This is a genomic window from Carnobacterium gallinarum DSM 4847 (assembly GCF_000744375.1).
Classification (GTDB): Bacteria; Bacillota; Bacilli; order Lactobacillales; family Carnobacteriaceae; genus Carnobacterium; species Carnobacterium gallinarum.
The window spans coordinates 521,549-540,283 of sequence record NZ_JQLU01000005.1 but is presented as its reverse complement, the minus strand read 5'-3'; the positions used below and the strand labels follow the sequence as shown (position 1 = coordinate 540,283).

Here is an 18,735-nt window from a genome sequence, read left to right as displayed (position 1 = left end):
ATACAAAAAAGCTTGAAAAAAGATTCAAGCTTTGGAGCTGTTTATAAGATTGCCTGGGCTAATGCTTGTTGAATTTCAACAATATGACGATCTTTTGAGAAGGTCAAAGTTTCAGCAGGCTCAATTGCAGAAGAGATAAAAATACTTAATTCTGCATCTAGATCAAAATGTCCACTAGTTTCAACAGTAAATCGGCTGATACTACGATAAGGATACGTTTTATACGAGATTTTTTTGCCAGTCATTCCTTGTTTATCAATGATGATTAAACGTTTGTCAGTAAAGACAATCATATCACGAACAAGTTTATAGGCTAACTCGATATTTTCACTAGGTAATAAAACATCCGCTAATTTTTTACGAGTTGCATCACTATCACTATCACTAGCATTACTAATCAATCCACTAAATAATCCCATCTAGTCCACCTGCTTTTCATTATTTTTATAGAAGTAAGTATAGAATTGTTCTTACTTTATTTTAATCAAAGTGACAAAAAACTACAAGAGTTAGTTTACCAAGCAAAGAGAATTCCATATGGTAAAGCGATTAATTCTCGTAAATAACTCTTGAAAGTGGCAGAACTTCGGGAAACTGCTGGCAGACCAGATGCTGTAATATCCTCACGTTTTGCTAAGAGCAAACCCCGATATAAATGAAAATCGCTAGTTACAATGACTGTCTTACCTAAATCAGCCATTTTTTTCGCATTTTTAAGATTTTCCTTAGTATTTGTTGATTGTGACTCTTCTTTAATTCGTTCAGCGGCAATCCCTTTTTTGACTAAATAGTCAGCCATAACACTCGCTTCAGTTGATGTTTCATCAGGTCCTTTTCCACCAGTGACAATTACTTGTGTAGTGAAATTTCTTTCTAAATAAGGAATAGCGGCATCTAATCGTTCTTGTAGAACTGCACTTGGAACAGCAGGATTTCCTCGCACTTGTGCTCCTAGAATAATCATCGTATCTGCATTTTCCACAGGTGTCTTTTTTGTTCCAGAATAAATTAAACTGCCGATAATCAGCAGTACCATTAACCCTAAACCAATTAAGCTGAGGAATATTCGTTTTAACATTTTCATTGGAATCATCCATTTCTATCATAGGTTTTTCGTTACTTAATTAGTATGACGAATGCTATTTAATTAATTCTTAAGAAAAAATAATGAATTTATAAAGAGTTGAAGGCAGTAAAATATAGTTTAACATTCAACCACTATCAAAATCGTACAAAAACGTGAAGAGTAAGTAAATAAATTTGTGAAAAAATGTTCAGAACGTTGCGTTATTCAACTAAAAGTATTAAAATGAAAGGGTTAATGGAAAGTTATTTTTGCACAAATTAAATCATTTAAAATAGAGGGAAGATGTGGGAAACTCCTGCTTTTTCCAAAAATGAAAAGAGGAGAACATGGTGAGAAGAAAGAAAACAATGGATGGAAATACAGCAGCGGCTTATATTTCCTACGCTTTCACTGAAGTCGCAGCGATTTACCCCATTACGCCGAGCTCAACAATGGCAGAGCTTGTGGATCAGTGGGCATCAGATGGCAAGAAAAATTTATTTGGTCAGCCTGTTAAAATTGTCGAAATGCAATCAGAGGCTGGTGCAGCAGGTGTAGTTCATGGTTCATTAAAAACTGGAACAATGACAACGACTTACACTGCCTCACAAGGATTATTATTGATGATTCCCAATATGTATAAAATTGCGGGTGAGTTATTGCCAACTGTATTCCATGTGGCTAGTCGCGCAGTTACAACGAATGCTTTAAATATTTTTGGCGATCATGGAGATGTTATGGCAGCTCGTCAAACGGGTTTTGCTATGTTAGCAGAAGGCAGTGTTCAAGAAGTGATGGATTTATCAGCTGTAGCTCATTTAGCGACGATTGAAAGTTCATTGCCATTTATGAATTTCTTTGATGGTTTTAGAACGAGTCATGAGATTCAAAAAATTGAAGTGTTAGAATACGATGAATTAGAAGGTCTTATTGATAAAGACGCTCTGACAGTCTTTCGTCATAATGGGATGAATCCAAATCATCCAACGGTTTCTGGGACAAACCAAAATCCTGATATTCATTTTCAACAAAGAGAAACAATCAATATCCACTATCTTCGTTTGCCTGAAATTGTTCAAAAATATATGACGAAGATTAATGAATTGCGTGGAACAGATTATGATTTAGTGAATTACTATGGTGCAACAGACGCTACGGATATTCTTGTCGCAATGGGTTCCGTTACTCCCGTAATTGAGCAAGCAGTAGATTATTTAAATAGTCAAGGCAAAAAAGTTGGGTTGTTAAATATTCGTTTGTATCGTCCTTTTCCGGTTGAGAACTTTTTAGCAGCAGTTCCTAAAACTGTAGAACGAATTGCTGTTTTGGATCGTACGAAAGAGCCTGGTGCTGGTGGAGAACCACTTTTATTAGACACTCAAAGTGCGTTCTATGATTCGGATTTACGCCCAGTAATTATTGGTGGTCGTTATGGATTAGGTTCAAAAGACGTAACTCCGGCACATATTCTAGGAATTTTTGATCACTTGGCTGGCGAAGCACCTTTGAAAACGCGCTTTACTGTTGGAATTGAAGATGATGTCACCTATTTATCACTAGATAAAGGTGAAGACATTGATATGACGGCTGCTGGAACATACCAAGCGAAGTTTTGGGGTTTTGGTAGCGATGGAACAGTTGGGGCAAATAAATCAGCAATCAAATTAATTGGCGATCATACAGACAAATATGTTCAAGGGTATTTTTCTTATGACTCTAAAAAGTCAGGTGGACTCACTGTTTCTCACTTGCGCTTTGGAGATGAACCGATTAAATCGACGTTCTTAATTGAAGAAGCAGACTTTATTGCTTGCCACACAGCTGCTTATTTGAACAAATATGATTTAGTTAAAGGGTTAAAAGATGGAGGAACCTTCCTATTAAATACTGCTTGGGATGATGAACAACTAGAAAAAATGTTGCCTCATGATTTAAAAAAATATTTAGCGGACCATCAGATTAAATTTTATACAATTAATGCGGTTAAATTAGCCAATGAAGTTGGACTAGGTCGCAGAATCAACACGATTATGCAAACTGCTTTTTTCAAACTAACTAGCATTATGCCGATTGGCGAAGTAGTTGAATTGCTAAAAGAAGATGCTATGGCAACTTACGGACGAAAATCAATTGCTATTGCTGAGAAAAACATTGAGGCTATTGAACAAGCAGTTAGTTTAGTTCATCAAGTTGAGGTTCCCAAAAGCTGGAGCCAAGAAACAGAAATTAGTGAAGAACGTGATACTCATCATTTACCAAAGTTTGTCTTTAAGATTCTAGAGCCAATGAACCGTCAAGAAGGCGATGCATTAAGTGTTGGGACGTTAATGGATAATGGAATGACAACTGGTGAGATTCCAGTTGGGATGGCAGCTTATGAAAAACGTGGCGTCGCTTTAGAAGTTCCAGAATGGATTCCAGAAAATTGTACCATGTGTAATGAATGTGCATTTGTCTGTCCTCATGCAGCAATTCGCCCGTTTTTGGCAGATGAAGCTGAAATGGAAGAAGCGCCGGCTGGGTATATTGTTCGTGATATCCGTGGTGCAGATGGAGTTCAATATCGCATTCAAGTTGCTGTCGATGATTGTACAGGCTGTGGTTTATGCGTAGCCGCTTGTCCAGCCAAAGAAAAAGCCATTAAAATGCGTCCATACGAAGAACAAAAAGAGCAAGCTGTAAATTGGGCTTTTTCAATGACTTTAAAAGCCAAGAAAAATCCGTTTAAGAAAAATACAGTTCGTGGTTCACAATTTGAACAGCCGTTAGTTGAATTTTCGGGTGCCTGCTCTGGTTGCGGAGAAACTCCGTATGTTAAATTATTAACGCAGTTATTTGGGGATCGCATGATGGTTGCTAATGCCACTGGATGTTCTTCAATCTGGGGCGGATCAAGTCCAGCTACTCCTTACACAACCAATCACGAAGGCTGTGGTCCTGCTTGGTCCAATTCACTACTTGAAGATAACGCTGAATTTGGTTTCGGAATGCATCTGGCACATCAAAGTCGTCGTGAAGGAATTGCTGTCAAAATGGTTCAAGCCATTGAATCCGGTGAAATTAGTGAGGCTTTAAAAGAGACTTTTGAAGAGTGGCTAAATGGTATCAATGATGGAGAAGAAACGAAAGAAAGAGCGAATAATTTGAAATTTGCTTTGCTACAAGAAAAAGACGGCAATTCATTATTAGAAGCTATCTATCAAGAACAAGATCTTTTTGTAAAACCTAGTCAATGGATGATTGGTGGCGATGGTTGGGCCTACGATATCGGATTTGGCGGAATCGATCACGTATTAGCAAGTGGCGAAGATGTGAATATGCTAGTAATGGATAATGAAGTGTATTCCAATACAGGTGGACAAACATCTAAAGCAACTCCAACTTCAGCAATTGCGAAGTTTGCAGCAAGTGGAAAGTATGTTTCTAAAAAAGACTTAGGTATGATGGCGATGAGTTATGGGAATGTTTATGTAGCTCAAATCGCTTTAGGAGCTAATCAAGCTCAAACAATTAAAGCGATTGAAGAAGCGGAGAAATTCCCCGGACCGTCATTAATTATTGCCTATACACCTTGTATCGTTCACGGTCTCATTGGTGGAATGGGAAATGCTTTGAAAGAAACGAAAGAAGCGGTTGATTCAGGATATTGGGCGTTGTATCGTTTTAATCCATTATTAGCGGAAAAAGGAAAAAATCCAATGAGTTTGGATTATAAAAAACCGCAATTCCCAGAAATGAAAGACTTTATGCTGACGCAAACACGTTTCTCATCCTTATTCAAAGCCAATCCAGATGTGGCTGATCGTTTATTTGAAAAAACAGTCACTGATGCAAAAATTCGTTTTTACAACTATGCTCGAATGTCTGGACAAGAAGAAAAGATTCGTGCTAAATTAGAAAAAGCAGACTAACAAAGAGTACGTTGAATTCTAAATGATAAAAATCAAAAAGTAGGGGAGAAAGAAAAATTTCTCACCTACTTTTTTGTTTGATAATAGAAGAATCAATGAATATGTATTATAAATATGAATTGTTATTGCACCAATTCCCATCTTGTGTTTTACTAGTTATATAGTAAAAAATAAAGGAGTGATTATAGACTAATGTCTATAAATAAAACTAAAAAAGACATCCAAAATGCGTTATTAAAGTTACTATCAACTCAAACGATTGAGCAAATAACTGTAAAGCAAATTGCCCATGTAACATTTATTAGCCGAACCTACTTTTACAATCATTTCAAAGATAAATATGATGTTATGCAATCCTTAGTAGAGGATTATCTAACTAGCATTCAGTCTTTATTCACTAAAAATCATGATTATTTATTAATAGAATCATTTACAAAAGAACGAGTTTATGAATTATCCTATCAGAATACGGTTGAGATTATGGACTATTTAAAGAGTGAACAACAAAATCTAATCCAACTTATTAAGAAAAGTACATTTAAAGAGCAACTATATGATCTATATTATCAACATTTTATAGACGCAATCCCTCAAATATTCATTGTTAATGTAAATACAACGATAATTTACTACATAACTCAAGGAATATTTCAAATATATATGAACTGGTTAGAACATGGTTGCCAAGAGTCGATTGAAGACTTGTCTACAAATATTACTAATTTACTTATGATTTCTATTGAGCAATTTCCTTCTACTAATTATTCTTAAAATAGATAAAGAAAGAGGCTGTGAAAAATTAAAAATAGTTTTTTCACATCTAAGTTGCTGATTATATCTAGCTATATTTCAAAAATATAATGTCAGATAGCCCAGTATAATAAATTCGGTCTAAGGGAATGTCTCTATATAGCACTCAACTTATTTTGAGAAGCGCAATTAATAGTGTTGGCAAGTGAAAAATTATATACTTATCATAGAAGGTGAGGCGATCCCAATGACAATTAAAGAATTGCCATTAGTAGGTTTAGGTACATGGTTATTAACAGACTTTGATGAATTGAAGTCATCAATAAAGGCAGCAATAGATACTGGATACCAACATATTGACACGGCCCAAGTTTATAATAATGAGTATGATATTGGTATAATTTTAAAAGAGTTGGAAATAGATCCATCAAAGTTATTTTTAACAACGAAGGTAACACCAGTTAATTATCAAAAATATGTCAAAGAATCGGTGTATGAATCACTAAGACGTTTGCAAGTAGACTCTATTAATTTGGTTTTACTTCACGCAGAAGCAGCGGAAGAAAGCTTAAATAGTAGTGCGTACAAAGAGTTATTAGAATTGCAAGCGGCAGGAATCATTCAACATGTTGGGGTTTCAAATTTTTCAATTAAAGGAATTCAAACATTAATAGCTGAAACAGGAAAAGTTCCTTATTGCAACCAAATTGTATGCTCACCAACAACGCGTTCGTTAGATCTTGAAAAATACTGTCAAACTCAAGGTATTAAGCTAACTGGATATTCGATTATAAAACCGTATTTTAGTCCCAATCCTTTTTATCCGGAATCGGCATTAACTAGTGCAGAAAAAGAGCAATTGGATCAACTATGTGAGAACTATTCTGTCAGTATTGCTCAATTGTTAAATAAGTGGGCCATTCAGCATGGTTATCATGTGATTCCAAAATCAGCTAATCCTAAGCGAGTAAGAGAGAATTTTGAGCTTGATTTTGAAATTAGTGAGACAGATATGTTGCTGATGGATCGAATGAATCGGTTTACGGCGGCTAGGGAATGGAATGGCATAGAGTTAACGAAGGAACAACTAGAAAAAGGCTTACTATTTGAAAAGCACTTTAAATAACTATTAACAAAAAACTTATGATTTTTAATCATAAGTTTTTTTTGTTATTTTAAAAAATTAATTGTCAAATTAAGGTCAAAATTTAGAGTGGATAAGTCTGGATTTCTTAATTTAATCAAGACGAATAGTTTGATAACGGGTATAATAGTAATATTAAAAAATTTATTTTTAAAATAGTGAAAAATAATGAAGGAGAGATGGTTATGAAAAAAGAACCTTACGATACAAGAGAAAAGGAGGAATTGAAAAAGTATTATTTAAAAGGATTTCGTTCTTTGAAAAAAGAAGTAGAGTATTATCGTAACAAGAAAAAACATCAACCTTACTACTTAAATAAAGCCGATTATTTATTTTCACATGAGCCAGTGACTTCGCTTGATATTAGCCAAAAAAATATTACAGAGTTACTTATGCAGGCGCAAGAAATTTCAAGAGTTCAGATTGACTATGAAACGTTATATGTGCAAAATATTAGTCAGTTTGATGAAGTGTACCAAAGTATGATTCATCGGATTGGTTTGGCCCCTATAAAAACAAAAGAAACAACATTGGAGATTATGAATCGTTATTTCAAACAACAAGGTGTTTCATATGAAATGGTTCAGCATTTAGGCAAGATGTTAGGGATTACGAAGTTTTGTCCGTATTTAGTAGGAGATAGTTGCTTTATACCAGATTTTGGGAAAAGTCACCCACTAACAAGTTGGCTAGCCTTGCATCAAGTAGTGGATAGTGAGCAAATTAAAGGTTCTAAAGAAACATACTTATTTTGTCGAAATAATTATCGTGTTATTTTACCTATTAGTTTAAAGCGTTTTACTAAACGAATCGAGCATGCGGCTTCAATTTATCACATTCAACGTTCTATTATGCACTTTATGAATCGATTTTTTGCTAAAGAAGTAACGGTTCATATTGAGGAGCCCTTTAATATTATTCATCAATTTCTAATTCAAATGCAGTTCGTATTGCCCCGTTATACGTTAATTGAAATTATCAGTTATTTAAAATACTTCTGGGTTAGTGAGGCAATAAAAAAAGAATTTGGGATTGAAGATCCTTATTTAAGTCAACTACGTAGTCATTTTGAATCTTCTAATATAATGAGTGAGACAGAGCGTCATGGAAAAAATAGAGGAATAAAATAACGTTAACGTGTTTTTTTACATAATGCAGCGTAAAAAGTTCTATTGTAATTTGTAGTTAGACACCGTATAATAACTTGAATATAAAATAATGAATGGCAGAGATCATTCGTTTTAGGAGGAAAAATGAAAATGAATAAACAAACGACACACAGCTCAAAATCAATGACCCCTTATCAAAAAAGAGTGCTAGCTTCATCAGCGGCAGGATTAGGCTTAGAAAGCATGGACATTATGTTTTTAACTTTTGCCTTAACCTCAATTATTGCTGATTTACACGTAAATGGCGCAGCAGCGGGTCTGATTTCCTCCATTACCAATGTGGGGATGCTATTAGGTGGCGTTACTTTTGGTATCTTGGCAGATCGATATGGACGCATCAAAATTTTTACTTATACAATTTTAATTTTTGCTTTAGCAACTGGAGCAATGTATTTTGCGTCTAATATTTATCTCGTTTACTTATTTAGGTTCTTATCTGGAATTGGTGCAGGTGGAGAGTATGGTATTGGAATGGCGATTGTAGCAGAAGCTTTTCCTAAAGAAAAATTAGGGAAGATGACTTCAATTGTAGCGATTACTGGACAATTAGGTTCAATCCTTGCCGCGATTATAGCTGCAATTATTATTCCGACTTTTGGCTGGAATGCCTTATTTTTATTTGGATTATTGCCAGTTGTCTTAACTTTCTTTATTCGCAATCATTTAGATGAAAGTAGTGAATGGAAGGCAAGTCAGTTGGAGGAGACACAACCATCAGCATCGCTAAAAGAGCTATTTAAGACTCCTAACTTAGCGCGTCAAACGATTTCTTTAATGATTATGGCTATCATCCAAATTGCAGGTTACTTTGGTTTAATGAACTGGCTACCTTCAATTGTTCAAAAGCAGTTGGGACTATCGGTTTCAGGATCATCATTATGGATGATTGCAACTATTATTGGAATGAGCTTGGGAATGCTTCTATTTGGACGAATTCTTGATACCTTAGGTGCGCGTTTGGCATATTCTGTCTTCTTATTAGTCTCCGCAGTTTCGGTCTTTCTTTTTGTTTTTGCTACCAATCAATGGACAATGTTAATCGGTGGAGCAGTTGTTGGTTTCTTTGCTAATGGAATGTTTGCTGGATATGGAGCGATTGTAAGCCGGTTATATCCAATGCACATTCGTTCAACGGCTAATAATGTAATTATTAATACTGGGCGAGCGGTTGGAGGATTTTCTTCAGTCGTTATCGGATTTCTATTAGATAAATACAATTTAATGGCGGTCATGTTGTTTCTAGCGACACTTTACTTAATTAGCTTTTGTATCATGTTAAGTGTAAAAGGATTAAAACGCGAAAACTACTTTGATCCCAACTTTACTGGCGAATAAAAAATAGCGTAAAGCTGATATGATTAAATTCACTCACTATTGAATTTAGTTGTATCAGCTTTTTTGTGTATTTTTAGTCAATAGAAAAAATGTGACAAATTTAGCACTATTTCAAAAAAATGGAAATCCGTTTAAATATGAATTCTTTCAACAAAACACGAACGTTAAATACGAACGATATTAAAAGAGTTCGATTTATCTTTGTTTTTTTTTATGAGTTTGTTATACTGAATAAGGTCATTGAGTTCATTTTAGTGTTATTAAGTCGTTTTATTGTAACTAAAAACAAGTTCTAATAAAAACGTATTTATTAATAATAGAATGAATGACAATGGTAAATGTTAGGTTTTTTTAATATAAGGAGGAGTTAACCATGAATAAAAGGATTCCTTACCTGATTTTAGCCCCAGGTCTAATTCTTTTAATCTTTTTTCTAGTAATGCCTTTGATTTCTATATTAGTTCCAACTGTTTTTAATGGTGGATTTACAATAGAAGCATATCGTTCGTTTTTTAGTGATAGTTATAATTTAGGAATTTTTATTCGGACTATTCGGGTTTCACTGATTGTAACGTTGGTTTCAGCCATTTTAGGAGTACCAACAGCTTATTACATTGCACGATGTCCCAAGCAATGGCGCAGTTTATTAATGGCTTTAACCTTGTTTCCATTATTAACCAATTCGGTGATTAGAAGTTTTGCTTGGATTAATATTCTAGGGCAAAATGGTGTAATTAATAACTTTTTAATGCAGATTGGTGTGATTTCAGAACCAATTGTAATGCTTTATACAGAATTTTCAATTATTGTCGGTTCGGTATACTTATTCTTACCAATTATGGTGATGACCTTAGTTGGGATTATTGAAAACATTGACTTAGAAATTATGGAAGCGGCCGAAACATTAGGTGCCAATCGTTTAACGGCCTTTATCAAAGTTATTTTACCTCTTAGTGTTCCAGGCATTATTGTGGGAAGTGTCTTAGTTTTCACAGGAACTTTAACGGCGTATACAACACCTCAATTATTAGGTGGGAATAAAAATATGATGTTAGCAACATTCTTATACCAAAAAGCAATGGCTTTAGGGGACTGGACTAGCGCAAGTGTGATTGCTTTAGTAATGATTGTTACGACAATGATTGTGATGAAAGTCTTTAATTGGATTGCGAAAATGGTAGACAAACGAGGTGAAGAAGTAAATGCGTAAGCAAAAAGGATTAACGATTATTGTAGGCTTTGTTTTTGCCTTTTTATTTTTACCACTAGTATTAATTGCGGTTACTTCTTTTGGTGAGAATGCAACGATTCAATTTCCTATCGAAGGATTTACCTTTAAATGGTATAGCAATATTTTTACATCAGATACATTTGTAAATGGCTTTTTATTGAGTTTCAAAATTGGACTATTAGCAACTATTTTAGCTTTAATTATTGGGATTCCAGCAGCATATGCCTTAGCAAGGTCTTCAATTAAGGGACGTGCTTGGTTAAAAAGTTTCTTTCTTTCTCCAACGATTGTTCCTGGAATTGTAGTAGGATATTCACTTTTCCAATTTGTTGTCATTGGTTTGAGGTTACCAGTATTTCAAGGTTTGTTATTAGGTCATTTCTTAATTAGCCTACCGTACATTATTCGAGTTGTCGGTTCTTCAATGGAGCAACTAGATTTTTCAATTGAAGAAGTCGCGTGGACATTAGGTTGTACTAAATTAAAAGCGTTTGGTAAAGTGGTTATTCCAAATATTACATCAGGAATTTTTGCTTCATTTATGTTAGCTTTTATCAATTCATTTAATAATATTCCCGTGTCAATGTTTTTATCAGGACCAGGAGTTTCAACGTTACCCACAACTTTATTAAATTATATTGAATACAATTACGATCCAACTGTATCAGCTATTTCTGTGCTGTTGATGTTAGGAACGATTGTCTTGATGTATCTTATCGAAAAAACATTAGGACTAGCAGCAATTGCTTAAGGAAGAAGGAGGAAGCAGCAAGATGTCATTTGTGGATTTAAAAGATATTCGTGTCAGTTATGATGGAAAAGCAAATATTTTAAAAGAACTGAATATTTCAATGGAAAAAGGTGAACTAGTTTCATTATTAGGACCAAGTGGTTGTGGAAAAACGACGACGTTACGTGTGATTGCCGGTTTAATTGAGCCTAATGAAGGTGAATTTATTTTAGATGAAACAGATTTAACAAAAGTTCCTGTTCATAAGCGTAATTTTGGAATGGTTTTTCAAAGTTATGCGTTATTCCCTCATTTAACAGTTAAGGAAAATGTTGGGTTTGGTTTAAAACTTAGAAAAGAGCCAAAAGAGCAGATTGCTAAAAAAGTAGCAGAAATTTTGAAAGTCTGTGGTTTAGAAGAATTTGGTGACCGTTATACAAAACAATTATCTGGTGGACAAAGACAGCGTGTGGCATTGGCTAGAGCGTTAGTCATTGAACCAAAATTATTATTATTAGATGAACCATTAAGCAACCTAGATGCGAAATTACGTGTGAATATGCGGATTGAAATTAAACGAATTCAGCAACAATTAGGCATTACGACAGTTTTTGTTACGCATGATCAAGAAGAATGTTTTTCAATTTCAGATAAAGTAGCGGTTATGAATAAAGGTGTCATTGAACAATATGCTTCTCCAGAAGAAATTTATAGCAACCCTAAGACTGAATTTGTTGCCCGTTTTATTGGATTTGAGAATTTTTTTAACTTAACAAAAATCGATCAAACTACTTATCAAACAAAGGCTGGCGATACATTAACAGCAACACGTTTATTTGAAGGGGATGCTCCTACAGGTACGATTCGCCCAGATGATATTGAGATTGTTGAAGCTGCTGATCATGTAACAGAGAATTTGATTTCTGGTACAGTTTTAGTACGAACGTTCTTAGGCAAAAGTTATCAATACGAAGTTGAAACAACCCTAGGAACATTATTAGTAAATGGCTATGGAACGACGATTTATGAAGTGAATGACTCGCTGAAATTACACATTCCAGCAGCTAAATTAGTTTTAGTTTAATCAATCATATAAATAGAATTAGAGGAGAAGTGAAAATGAAAAAATTTGGAATAGTATCAACGCTTATTTTAGCAAGTGGATTAGTATTAGGAGCATGTGGTAGCAGTGCAGCCAAAGAAGATGCACCTAAGGAATTAGTAATCTCAACATTTGGTTTAAGCGAAGAAGTTGTTAAAAGTGACGTTTTTGCTCCATTTGAAAAAGAAAATAATGTGAAGATTGTTGTGGAAACAGGTACTAGTTCAGAGCGTTATACAAAATTAGAAAATAACCCTAATTCAAATGTAGATGTGATTGAATTATCTCAATCGAATGCCGCTAAGGGTGTTGAAGCTGGACTTTTTGAAAAGTTAGATGCTTCAAAGGTTAAAAATATGGATCAATTAACAGATGCCGCCAAAGAAGTATCGAAAGACGGAGCAGGTCCTGCATACTCAATGAATAGTATTGGGATTGTGTACAACAAAGAAAAAGCAGGTAAAGAAATTAAAGAGTGGTCTGATTTATGGGATTCTTCATTAAAAGGCAAAGTGTCAATTCCTGATATTGCCACAACATATGGACCAGCAATGTTGTATTTAGCAAACGATCAACAAAAAGGCAATCTTGAAAAAGACAAAGGAACAGCTGCGTTTAAAGGTTTAACAGACTTAGCACCGAACGTTGTGAAAACATATGGAAAATCATCAGATTTAGCGAATATGTTTAAATCAGGAGAAATTGTAGCAGCTGTTGTTGGTGATTTTGCGGTTCCAATGGTGACTCAAGCAGATGCCAATGTAGCTTATGTTGTGCCAAAATCTGGAACATATGCAAACTTTAATACAATCAATGTAACGAAAAATTCTAAAAATAAAGAATTAGCAGAAAAGTTTATTGATTGGAGAATTAGCCAAGAATTACAAGAAAAAACAGCTAAATCATTAAATGAAGCACCAACGAATAAAAATGTTACTTTAGACGATGAAACAGCTAAAGATAAAACGTATGGTGCTGTTGCAGAACGCGCTAAAGTTATTGATTTTGATTTTGTAAATGCAAACTTAAAAAACTGGATTGATAAATGGAATAAAACGTTAAATCAATAATAAAATCGAAAAGCTTCTAATTTTTTAACAATAGCTGTTAGAAACTAGAAGCTTTTCTATCTGAAATGGAGGAATAACTAATATGAAGACAGATTTAGTCATTATCAATGCTCAAGTTTTTAATAGTTTTATTCGTAAGTTTGAATCAAAAAATGTTGCTATTCGTGGAGAGAAATTTTACTATATTACTCCTGAAGAATTAACTTATTTAGCTGCTGAGAAGACAATCGATGCTAAAGGTCGTTACATGATTCCTGGATTAATTGATAGTCATATGCACATTGAGAGTTCAATGACGATTCCTTCAATTTTTTCAAAAGCAGCACTTTATCATGGGGTAACAACGATTGTGGCAGATTCTCATGAGGTTGCTAATGTTTTTGGAATTGAAGGTGTCGAGGCTTTTCTAAAGGAAGAAACGGAGCTTGATATTTTTTATGCTATTCCTTCGTCAGTACCGTCTACCAACCCAGATTTAGAAACAACTGGTGGGATTATTGGATTAAATGAAGTTCGAGAATTGTTAGCATCGCCTAAAGTTATGTGTCTAGGTGAAGTGATGAACTTTAAAGATATTGTCAGTGATCCAGATTCGTTAATCAATCAAATTATTGCATTATGTAAAGAGCTACGTCCAAATATGCCGATTGAAGGACATGTGCCTAAGATTTGGGAAGAAGATTTGGCTAACTTTATTTATCATGGAATTACAGCTGATCATACCCATCAAAGTCCAGAATCTATTTATACTAAGATTTGCAATGGGATGTTTATTGAGATGCAAGGGAAGTCAATCACAAAAGAAAATATCGAAACAATTGTGAAACATAGTTTTTATGAATATGTTGCCTTAATCACAGATGATGTGATGGCAGATGATTTATTAACAGGTCACTTAAATGGAATTGTGAAAAAAGCGATTGATTGTGGTATGCCTGTTGAAGAAGCGATTTACACAAGTACGTATACACCGGCAAGAAGAATGGGATTCCAAGATCGTGGAGCAATTGTTCCAGGTCATATGGCTGATTTTATTTTACTAGATGATGTAACAGAATTCTCCATTAACCAAGTTTATAAGAGCGGGAAATTAGTTCATACAAAAGGTGAACCAATTAAAACGCCTGAAAAAACAGAAGCTTTTCCAGCAGAATTTTTCCATTCAGTTCAATGTGAAAAAGCTGATTTAGAAAGATTTAGAATTCCAGTTACAACAGAAAAAGATGCTGTTTTATGTAATGTCATCCAAATTCAACAAGTTGGAACCTTTACAGAGTGCGTTGAACGAGCAATTCCTGTTAAAGATGGTTATTTAGATTGGGAAAGTACGGATTTGGCGTTGTTAGTTGTAATGGAGCGTTATGGAATCAATGGAAATATTGCCTACGCACTTGTTGAAAATACAATTACGAATAAAGGCGCGATTGCAACAACTTGGGCTCATGATCATCATAATTTGATGGTGATGGGAACAGATGCCGCAGATATGCAAGTGGCTCAACATCACATTATTGATTTGCAAGGAGGTTATGTTGTTGTTGAAAATGAAGCAACAACGGCTACATGTCCATTGCCATTAGGTGGAATTTTAAGCATTGCGCCATTAGAGGAGTTAGGTAAGCAGTTAGAAGAAGTTCGCCAAGCGATGGTTCGCTTAGGTTATGTGAACACCAATGAGATTATGTCCTTTTCAACGCTATCACTACCAGTGTCACCTGCAATTAAAATTACAGATGTTGGGATGATGAATACTAGAACGCAAGAACGAATTCCTCTGGTTAAACAGGAGTCACTATGATAACGCTGATTAAAAATGTCTATATTTTAACAATGAATGCTAATTTTTCAGAATACCCAGAAGGTTACCTATTAATTGAAGACGAGCTTATTGTCGCAGTAGGTGAGTTAGCTGAATTAACAGCCGAAATAAAATGGGATCAAGTTGTAGATGGCAAAGGCGGCATTTTATTACCAGGAATGGTAAATACCCATACTCATGTAGGAATGATTCCTTTTCGTTCATTAGGAGATGATACTCCAGACCGTTTACGCCAACTTTTATTTCCATTAGAGAATTCCTGTATGACAAAAGAATTGGCCTACCATAGTGCCAAATATGCTCTGGCAGAAATGCAGTTAGCGGGAATTACTACAGTTGTAGATATGTATTATTTTGAAGATGCTATTTTAGAAGCAGCAGATGAGATGGATATACGAGGAATATTTGGTGAAACTATTATCGATTTTCCAACTTGTGATTCAGTTAAGCCTCATGGTGGGCTGAGTTATGCGAAGGACTTAATTCCAAGATGGATTAATCATAAAAAATTAACGCCAGCAATTGCTCCTCATGCAACAAATACGAATCATCCGAATATCTTAATTGAAGCCAATCAATTGGCACTAAAAAAGCAAGTTCCTTTTACGATTCATGTAGCTGAGATGGATTATGAAGTTGCTTTCTTTGAAAAAGAATATGATTTAACCCCAGTTGGATTTTTAAATAAGCTAGACTGTTTAGGAGAACATGTGATTGCCGCTCATTGTATTCATGTAACAGAAGCAGATATTCAACTGCTAAAACAAACAGGGACCAAGGTGGCTCACTGTATTGGAGCAAACACAAAGTCCGCAAAAGGCGTGGCACCGATTAAAGCGATGTTAGATGCAGGAATTTCAGTTGGTTTAGGGACGGATGGTCCAAGTAGCGGCAATACCCTTGATTTATTTACACAAATGAAATTAGTCGCTAATTTCCATAAAACGGACTTGCAAGATCGCAGTGCATTTCCAGCAAAAGAGATTGTGCGTCTCGCAACAATGGGTGGCGCCGAGGTTGTGGGATTAGAAAAAGAGATTGGTTCATTAGAAGTCGGGAAAAAAGCAGATTTTATGATTATTGAAACAGAATCAGTTAATATGTTTCCTATTTTTGATCCATATGCTGTTTTAGTTTATTCAGCGAATGCCAGTAATGTCCAAAGTGTTTATTCCGATGGGTGTTTATTAGTAGACAATAAGCAATTAGTGAATCACTCTTTACGAGGACTAAAAATAAACTTACAACAAGAAATGACCGCTTTTTATCAACGTGTGGCTGAATTGACCGAATAATAAAATAAACTTCTATTTTGTTTTCTATATTATATAGAAGAAAGACGAATTAAAGTTAACTTAATAAAAGACCTGAAAATCAGAATTCTCTGGATTTTCAGGTCTTTTTATTAGTCTAAGGGAGTCATAGTGTAATCTTAATTGTTTGCTAACTACATACCATAGTTTCCTTTGTATTCTTTTTAAGGAGTAACAACGTGAGTCGACTTGATGAGTTCATGTCCAGTTGATGGGTTGATTACTGTCACTTCAATCGTAGAATCCACTACATATGCTTTTGTAAACGTGATAGTAAAGTTTCCAGCAGCATCTGATGTTCCATGATACATTCTAGAACGTGAAATATCTGCTGTATCTACAGCTACTGTGACATCAACATTTGGTATCGTTGTTCCAGTAATTTTTTTATCTGCGGTTGTCACTTGATTTAGTAACAATACATCTTTTGCATTAACGATTCCTGTATACGTTTTACTTGTTTTGCCTTCGCTATCTTTACTATAGGCTTTGATCACTGTCCCAGCAGCATAGGTACTATCTAGGATAGTAGAGAAGGTACCATCTGTACCAACTAGTACTTTGTACTCATGAAGACCAATAGTTAAATACAAGGTCGTGTTCTTTACAGCAGTTCCAGTGATAATTTTATCTGTATTTAATACCTCGTTAACTACAGGCATCGCTAATTCAGTATTTACAACTGTAATCTTAGCGGTGGCTGTCCCAATTCCGTTATCGCTATCTACAACTTGATAACGCACTTCATAAATTCCTGGTACATCTAGATTGACATTATCAGAAATCACTTGCGTATTGGTTAATACGCCATCTTCTTCATCATAGGCAGTAACACCTTCTAAGGGGTTAAATTCACTTCCGACTTCGATTGTTCTATCTGGTGCGGTAATCACAGGGAGTTCATTTCTTTTAATGACGGTAATTTTAGCAGTTGCTTTTCCAACACCACCATCGCTATCTGTTACCTCATACTGTACTTTATACTCGCCAGTCTTTGTCGTATCTACATTATCAAATTTGACCTTAATATCTCTTAAGAATCCATTTTCTTTATCGTAAGCGGTAACTCCTTCTAAGGGATTGAATTTACTTCCAACACGAATTGTTCTATCGGGTGCAGTAATCACAGGCAATTCATTTCTTTTAATGACGGTAATTTTAGCAGTTGCTCTTCCGATAGCACCCTTGCTATCTGCTACTTCATAACTTACTTCATACTCTCCAGGTGTATCCGTATCGACATTATAAGACGTCACTTTAATAAACTTTGTTAAATCCCCGTCTTCTTTATCCGTAGCCTTAACACCATCTAAGGGTTTGAAATCACTTCCGACTTCGATGGTTCTATCGGGTGCAGTAATCACAGGCAATTCATTTCTTTTAATGACGGAAATATTGGCGGTTGCTCGTCCAATAGCACCCTTGCTATCGGTTACTTCATAACTTACTTCATACTCTCCAGGTGTATCCGTATCGACATTATAAGACGTCACTTTAATAAACTTTGTTAAATCCCCGTCTTCTTTATCCGTAGCCTTAACACCATCTAAGGGTTTAAAATCGCTTCCGACTTCGATGGTTCTATTTTTTGCGGTAATTACAGGCCCTTCATTTGGAGCGTCTTCTACATTAAATGCTGATAAAAGATCTCTTTGTCCACCTTTGTTTCCCTGAATTTGATGCTTCCCTGCATCAAGATTCACATAAAAATAAATATAACCATTCTGTTCTACTCCATCGAAATGCGTATTCTCATACGAATATAAAACAAATTTACTATAACCAGGTATTTTGTTAATACGAACTATTGTAGTATTTGTTGTTATATGGTTTGTATTACTCAAATAATTAGCCACTCCCGTTACCCCGTTAACGTCATCTTGGACAAAAGGAAATAACCCTGCACCTCGAGGATCTTTTATAAGGGATTGAATTGGATTTTCTTGCATCATTACTTTATTTGGCAGATAAGACTCCAATGTAGTTCCTTGTCCAGCTGTTCCCTCAAGTGTAGCGGCATCTGCGCTAAGTTGACCTAACGTAATTCCACAACACAACACCATTCCTAAGCCTACTAATTTTAATTTAATCATTT

The 18,735-nt window shown here is 35.0% G+C and carries 13 protein-coding genes and 1 pseudogene; 11 read left to right on the top strand and 3 right to left on the bottom strand.

Annotation, left to right across the window (positions count from 1 at the left end):
• Positions 1-41: 41 nt before the first annotated feature.
• Together BR43_RS07390 and BR43_RS07385 are read right to left on the bottom strand one after the other, a co-directional pair.
• Positions 42-419: a PH domain-containing protein gene (locus BR43_RS07390; protein ID WP_034560690.1), complete on the bottom strand. Its 378-nt coding sequence runs from the start codon at positions 417-419 to the stop codon at positions 42-44.
• A 95-nt stretch (positions 420-514) separates the two neighbouring features.
• Entirely contained in the window at positions 515-1,084 is a 570-nt protein-coding gene (locus BR43_RS07385; protein ID WP_034560688.1) for a YdcF family protein, read from the bottom strand.
• Positions 1,085-1,413: 329 nt separating this feature from the next.
• Between BR43_RS07385 and nifJ the strand changes: the two are divergent.
• The 11 genes and pseudogenes from nifJ to BR43_RS07330 form a co-directional block, all read left to right on the top strand.
• Positions 1,414-4,968, top strand: a pseudogene (gene nifJ, locus BR43_RS07380) (pyruvate:ferredoxin (flavodoxin) oxidoreductase); the annotation flags it as partial.
• Between the two features lie 201 nt (positions 4,969-5,169).
• A complete protein-coding gene (locus BR43_RS07375) occupies positions 5,170-5,748 on the top strand; it encodes a TetR/AcrR family transcriptional regulator (RefSeq protein WP_034560685.1) in 579 nt (192 codons plus the stop codon).
• A 226-nt stretch (positions 5,749-5,974) separates the two neighbouring features.
• Complete coding sequence (locus BR43_RS07370; protein ID WP_034560683.1) at positions 5,975-6,853, top strand: aldo/keto reductase family protein; 879 nt, start codon at positions 5,975-5,977, stop codon at positions 6,851-6,853.
• Between the two features lie 203 nt (positions 6,854-7,056).
• Positions 7,057-8,001: a competence protein ComK gene (locus BR43_RS07365; protein ID WP_034560681.1), complete on the top strand. Its 945-nt coding sequence runs from the start codon at positions 7,057-7,059 to the stop codon at positions 7,999-8,001.
• 129 nt (positions 8,002-8,130) lie between these two features.
• Entirely contained in the window at positions 8,131-9,375 is a 1,245-nt protein-coding gene (locus tag BR43_RS07360) for an MFS transporter (RefSeq protein ID WP_034560679.1), read from the top strand.
• A 373-nt stretch (positions 9,376-9,748) separates the two neighbouring features.
• Positions 9,749-10,585, top strand: a complete 837-nt coding sequence (locus tag BR43_RS07355) for an ABC transporter permease (protein WP_034560677.1) — start codon at positions 9,749-9,751, stop codon at positions 10,583-10,585.
• On the top strand, positions 10,578-11,357 hold the full coding sequence (locus BR43_RS07350) for an ABC transporter permease (protein WP_034560675.1): 780 nt from the start codon (positions 10,578-10,580) through the stop codon (positions 11,355-11,357). The genes BR43_RS07355 and BR43_RS07350 overlap by 8 nt, the downstream gene beginning before the upstream one ends.
• A 22-nt stretch (positions 11,358-11,379) precedes the next feature.
• Positions 11,380-12,420: an ABC transporter ATP-binding protein gene (locus BR43_RS07345; protein ID WP_034560673.1), complete on the top strand. Its 1,041-nt coding sequence runs from the start codon at positions 11,380-11,382 to the stop codon at positions 12,418-12,420.
• A 35-nt stretch (positions 12,421-12,455) separates the two neighbouring features.
• Positions 12,456-13,508 (top strand): ABC transporter substrate-binding protein, encoded by a 1,053-nt coding sequence (locus tag BR43_RS07340; protein ID WP_034560671.1) that lies wholly within the window; start codon positions 12,456-12,458, stop codon positions 13,506-13,508.
• 82 nt (positions 13,509-13,590) lie between these two features.
• Positions 13,591-15,306, top strand: coding sequence for an adenine deaminase C-terminal domain-containing protein (locus BR43_RS07335; protein ID WP_034560670.1), 1,716 nt, complete (start codon positions 13,591-13,593; stop codon positions 15,304-15,306).
• A complete protein-coding gene (locus tag BR43_RS07330) occupies positions 15,303-16,622 on the top strand; it encodes an amidohydrolase (RefSeq protein WP_034560668.1) in 1,320 nt (439 codons plus the stop codon). The genes BR43_RS07335 and BR43_RS07330 overlap by 4 nt, the downstream gene beginning before the upstream one ends.
• 182 nt (positions 16,623-16,804) lie before the next feature.
• Here BR43_RS07330 and BR43_RS19060 read toward each other — a convergent pair whose 3' ends face one another.
• Positions 16,805-18,733 (bottom strand): immunoglobulin-like domain-containing protein, encoded by a 1,929-nt coding sequence (locus BR43_RS19060; protein ID WP_051933861.1) that lies wholly within the window; start codon positions 18,731-18,733, stop codon positions 16,805-16,807.
• Positions 18,734-18,735 lie beyond the last annotated feature (2 nt).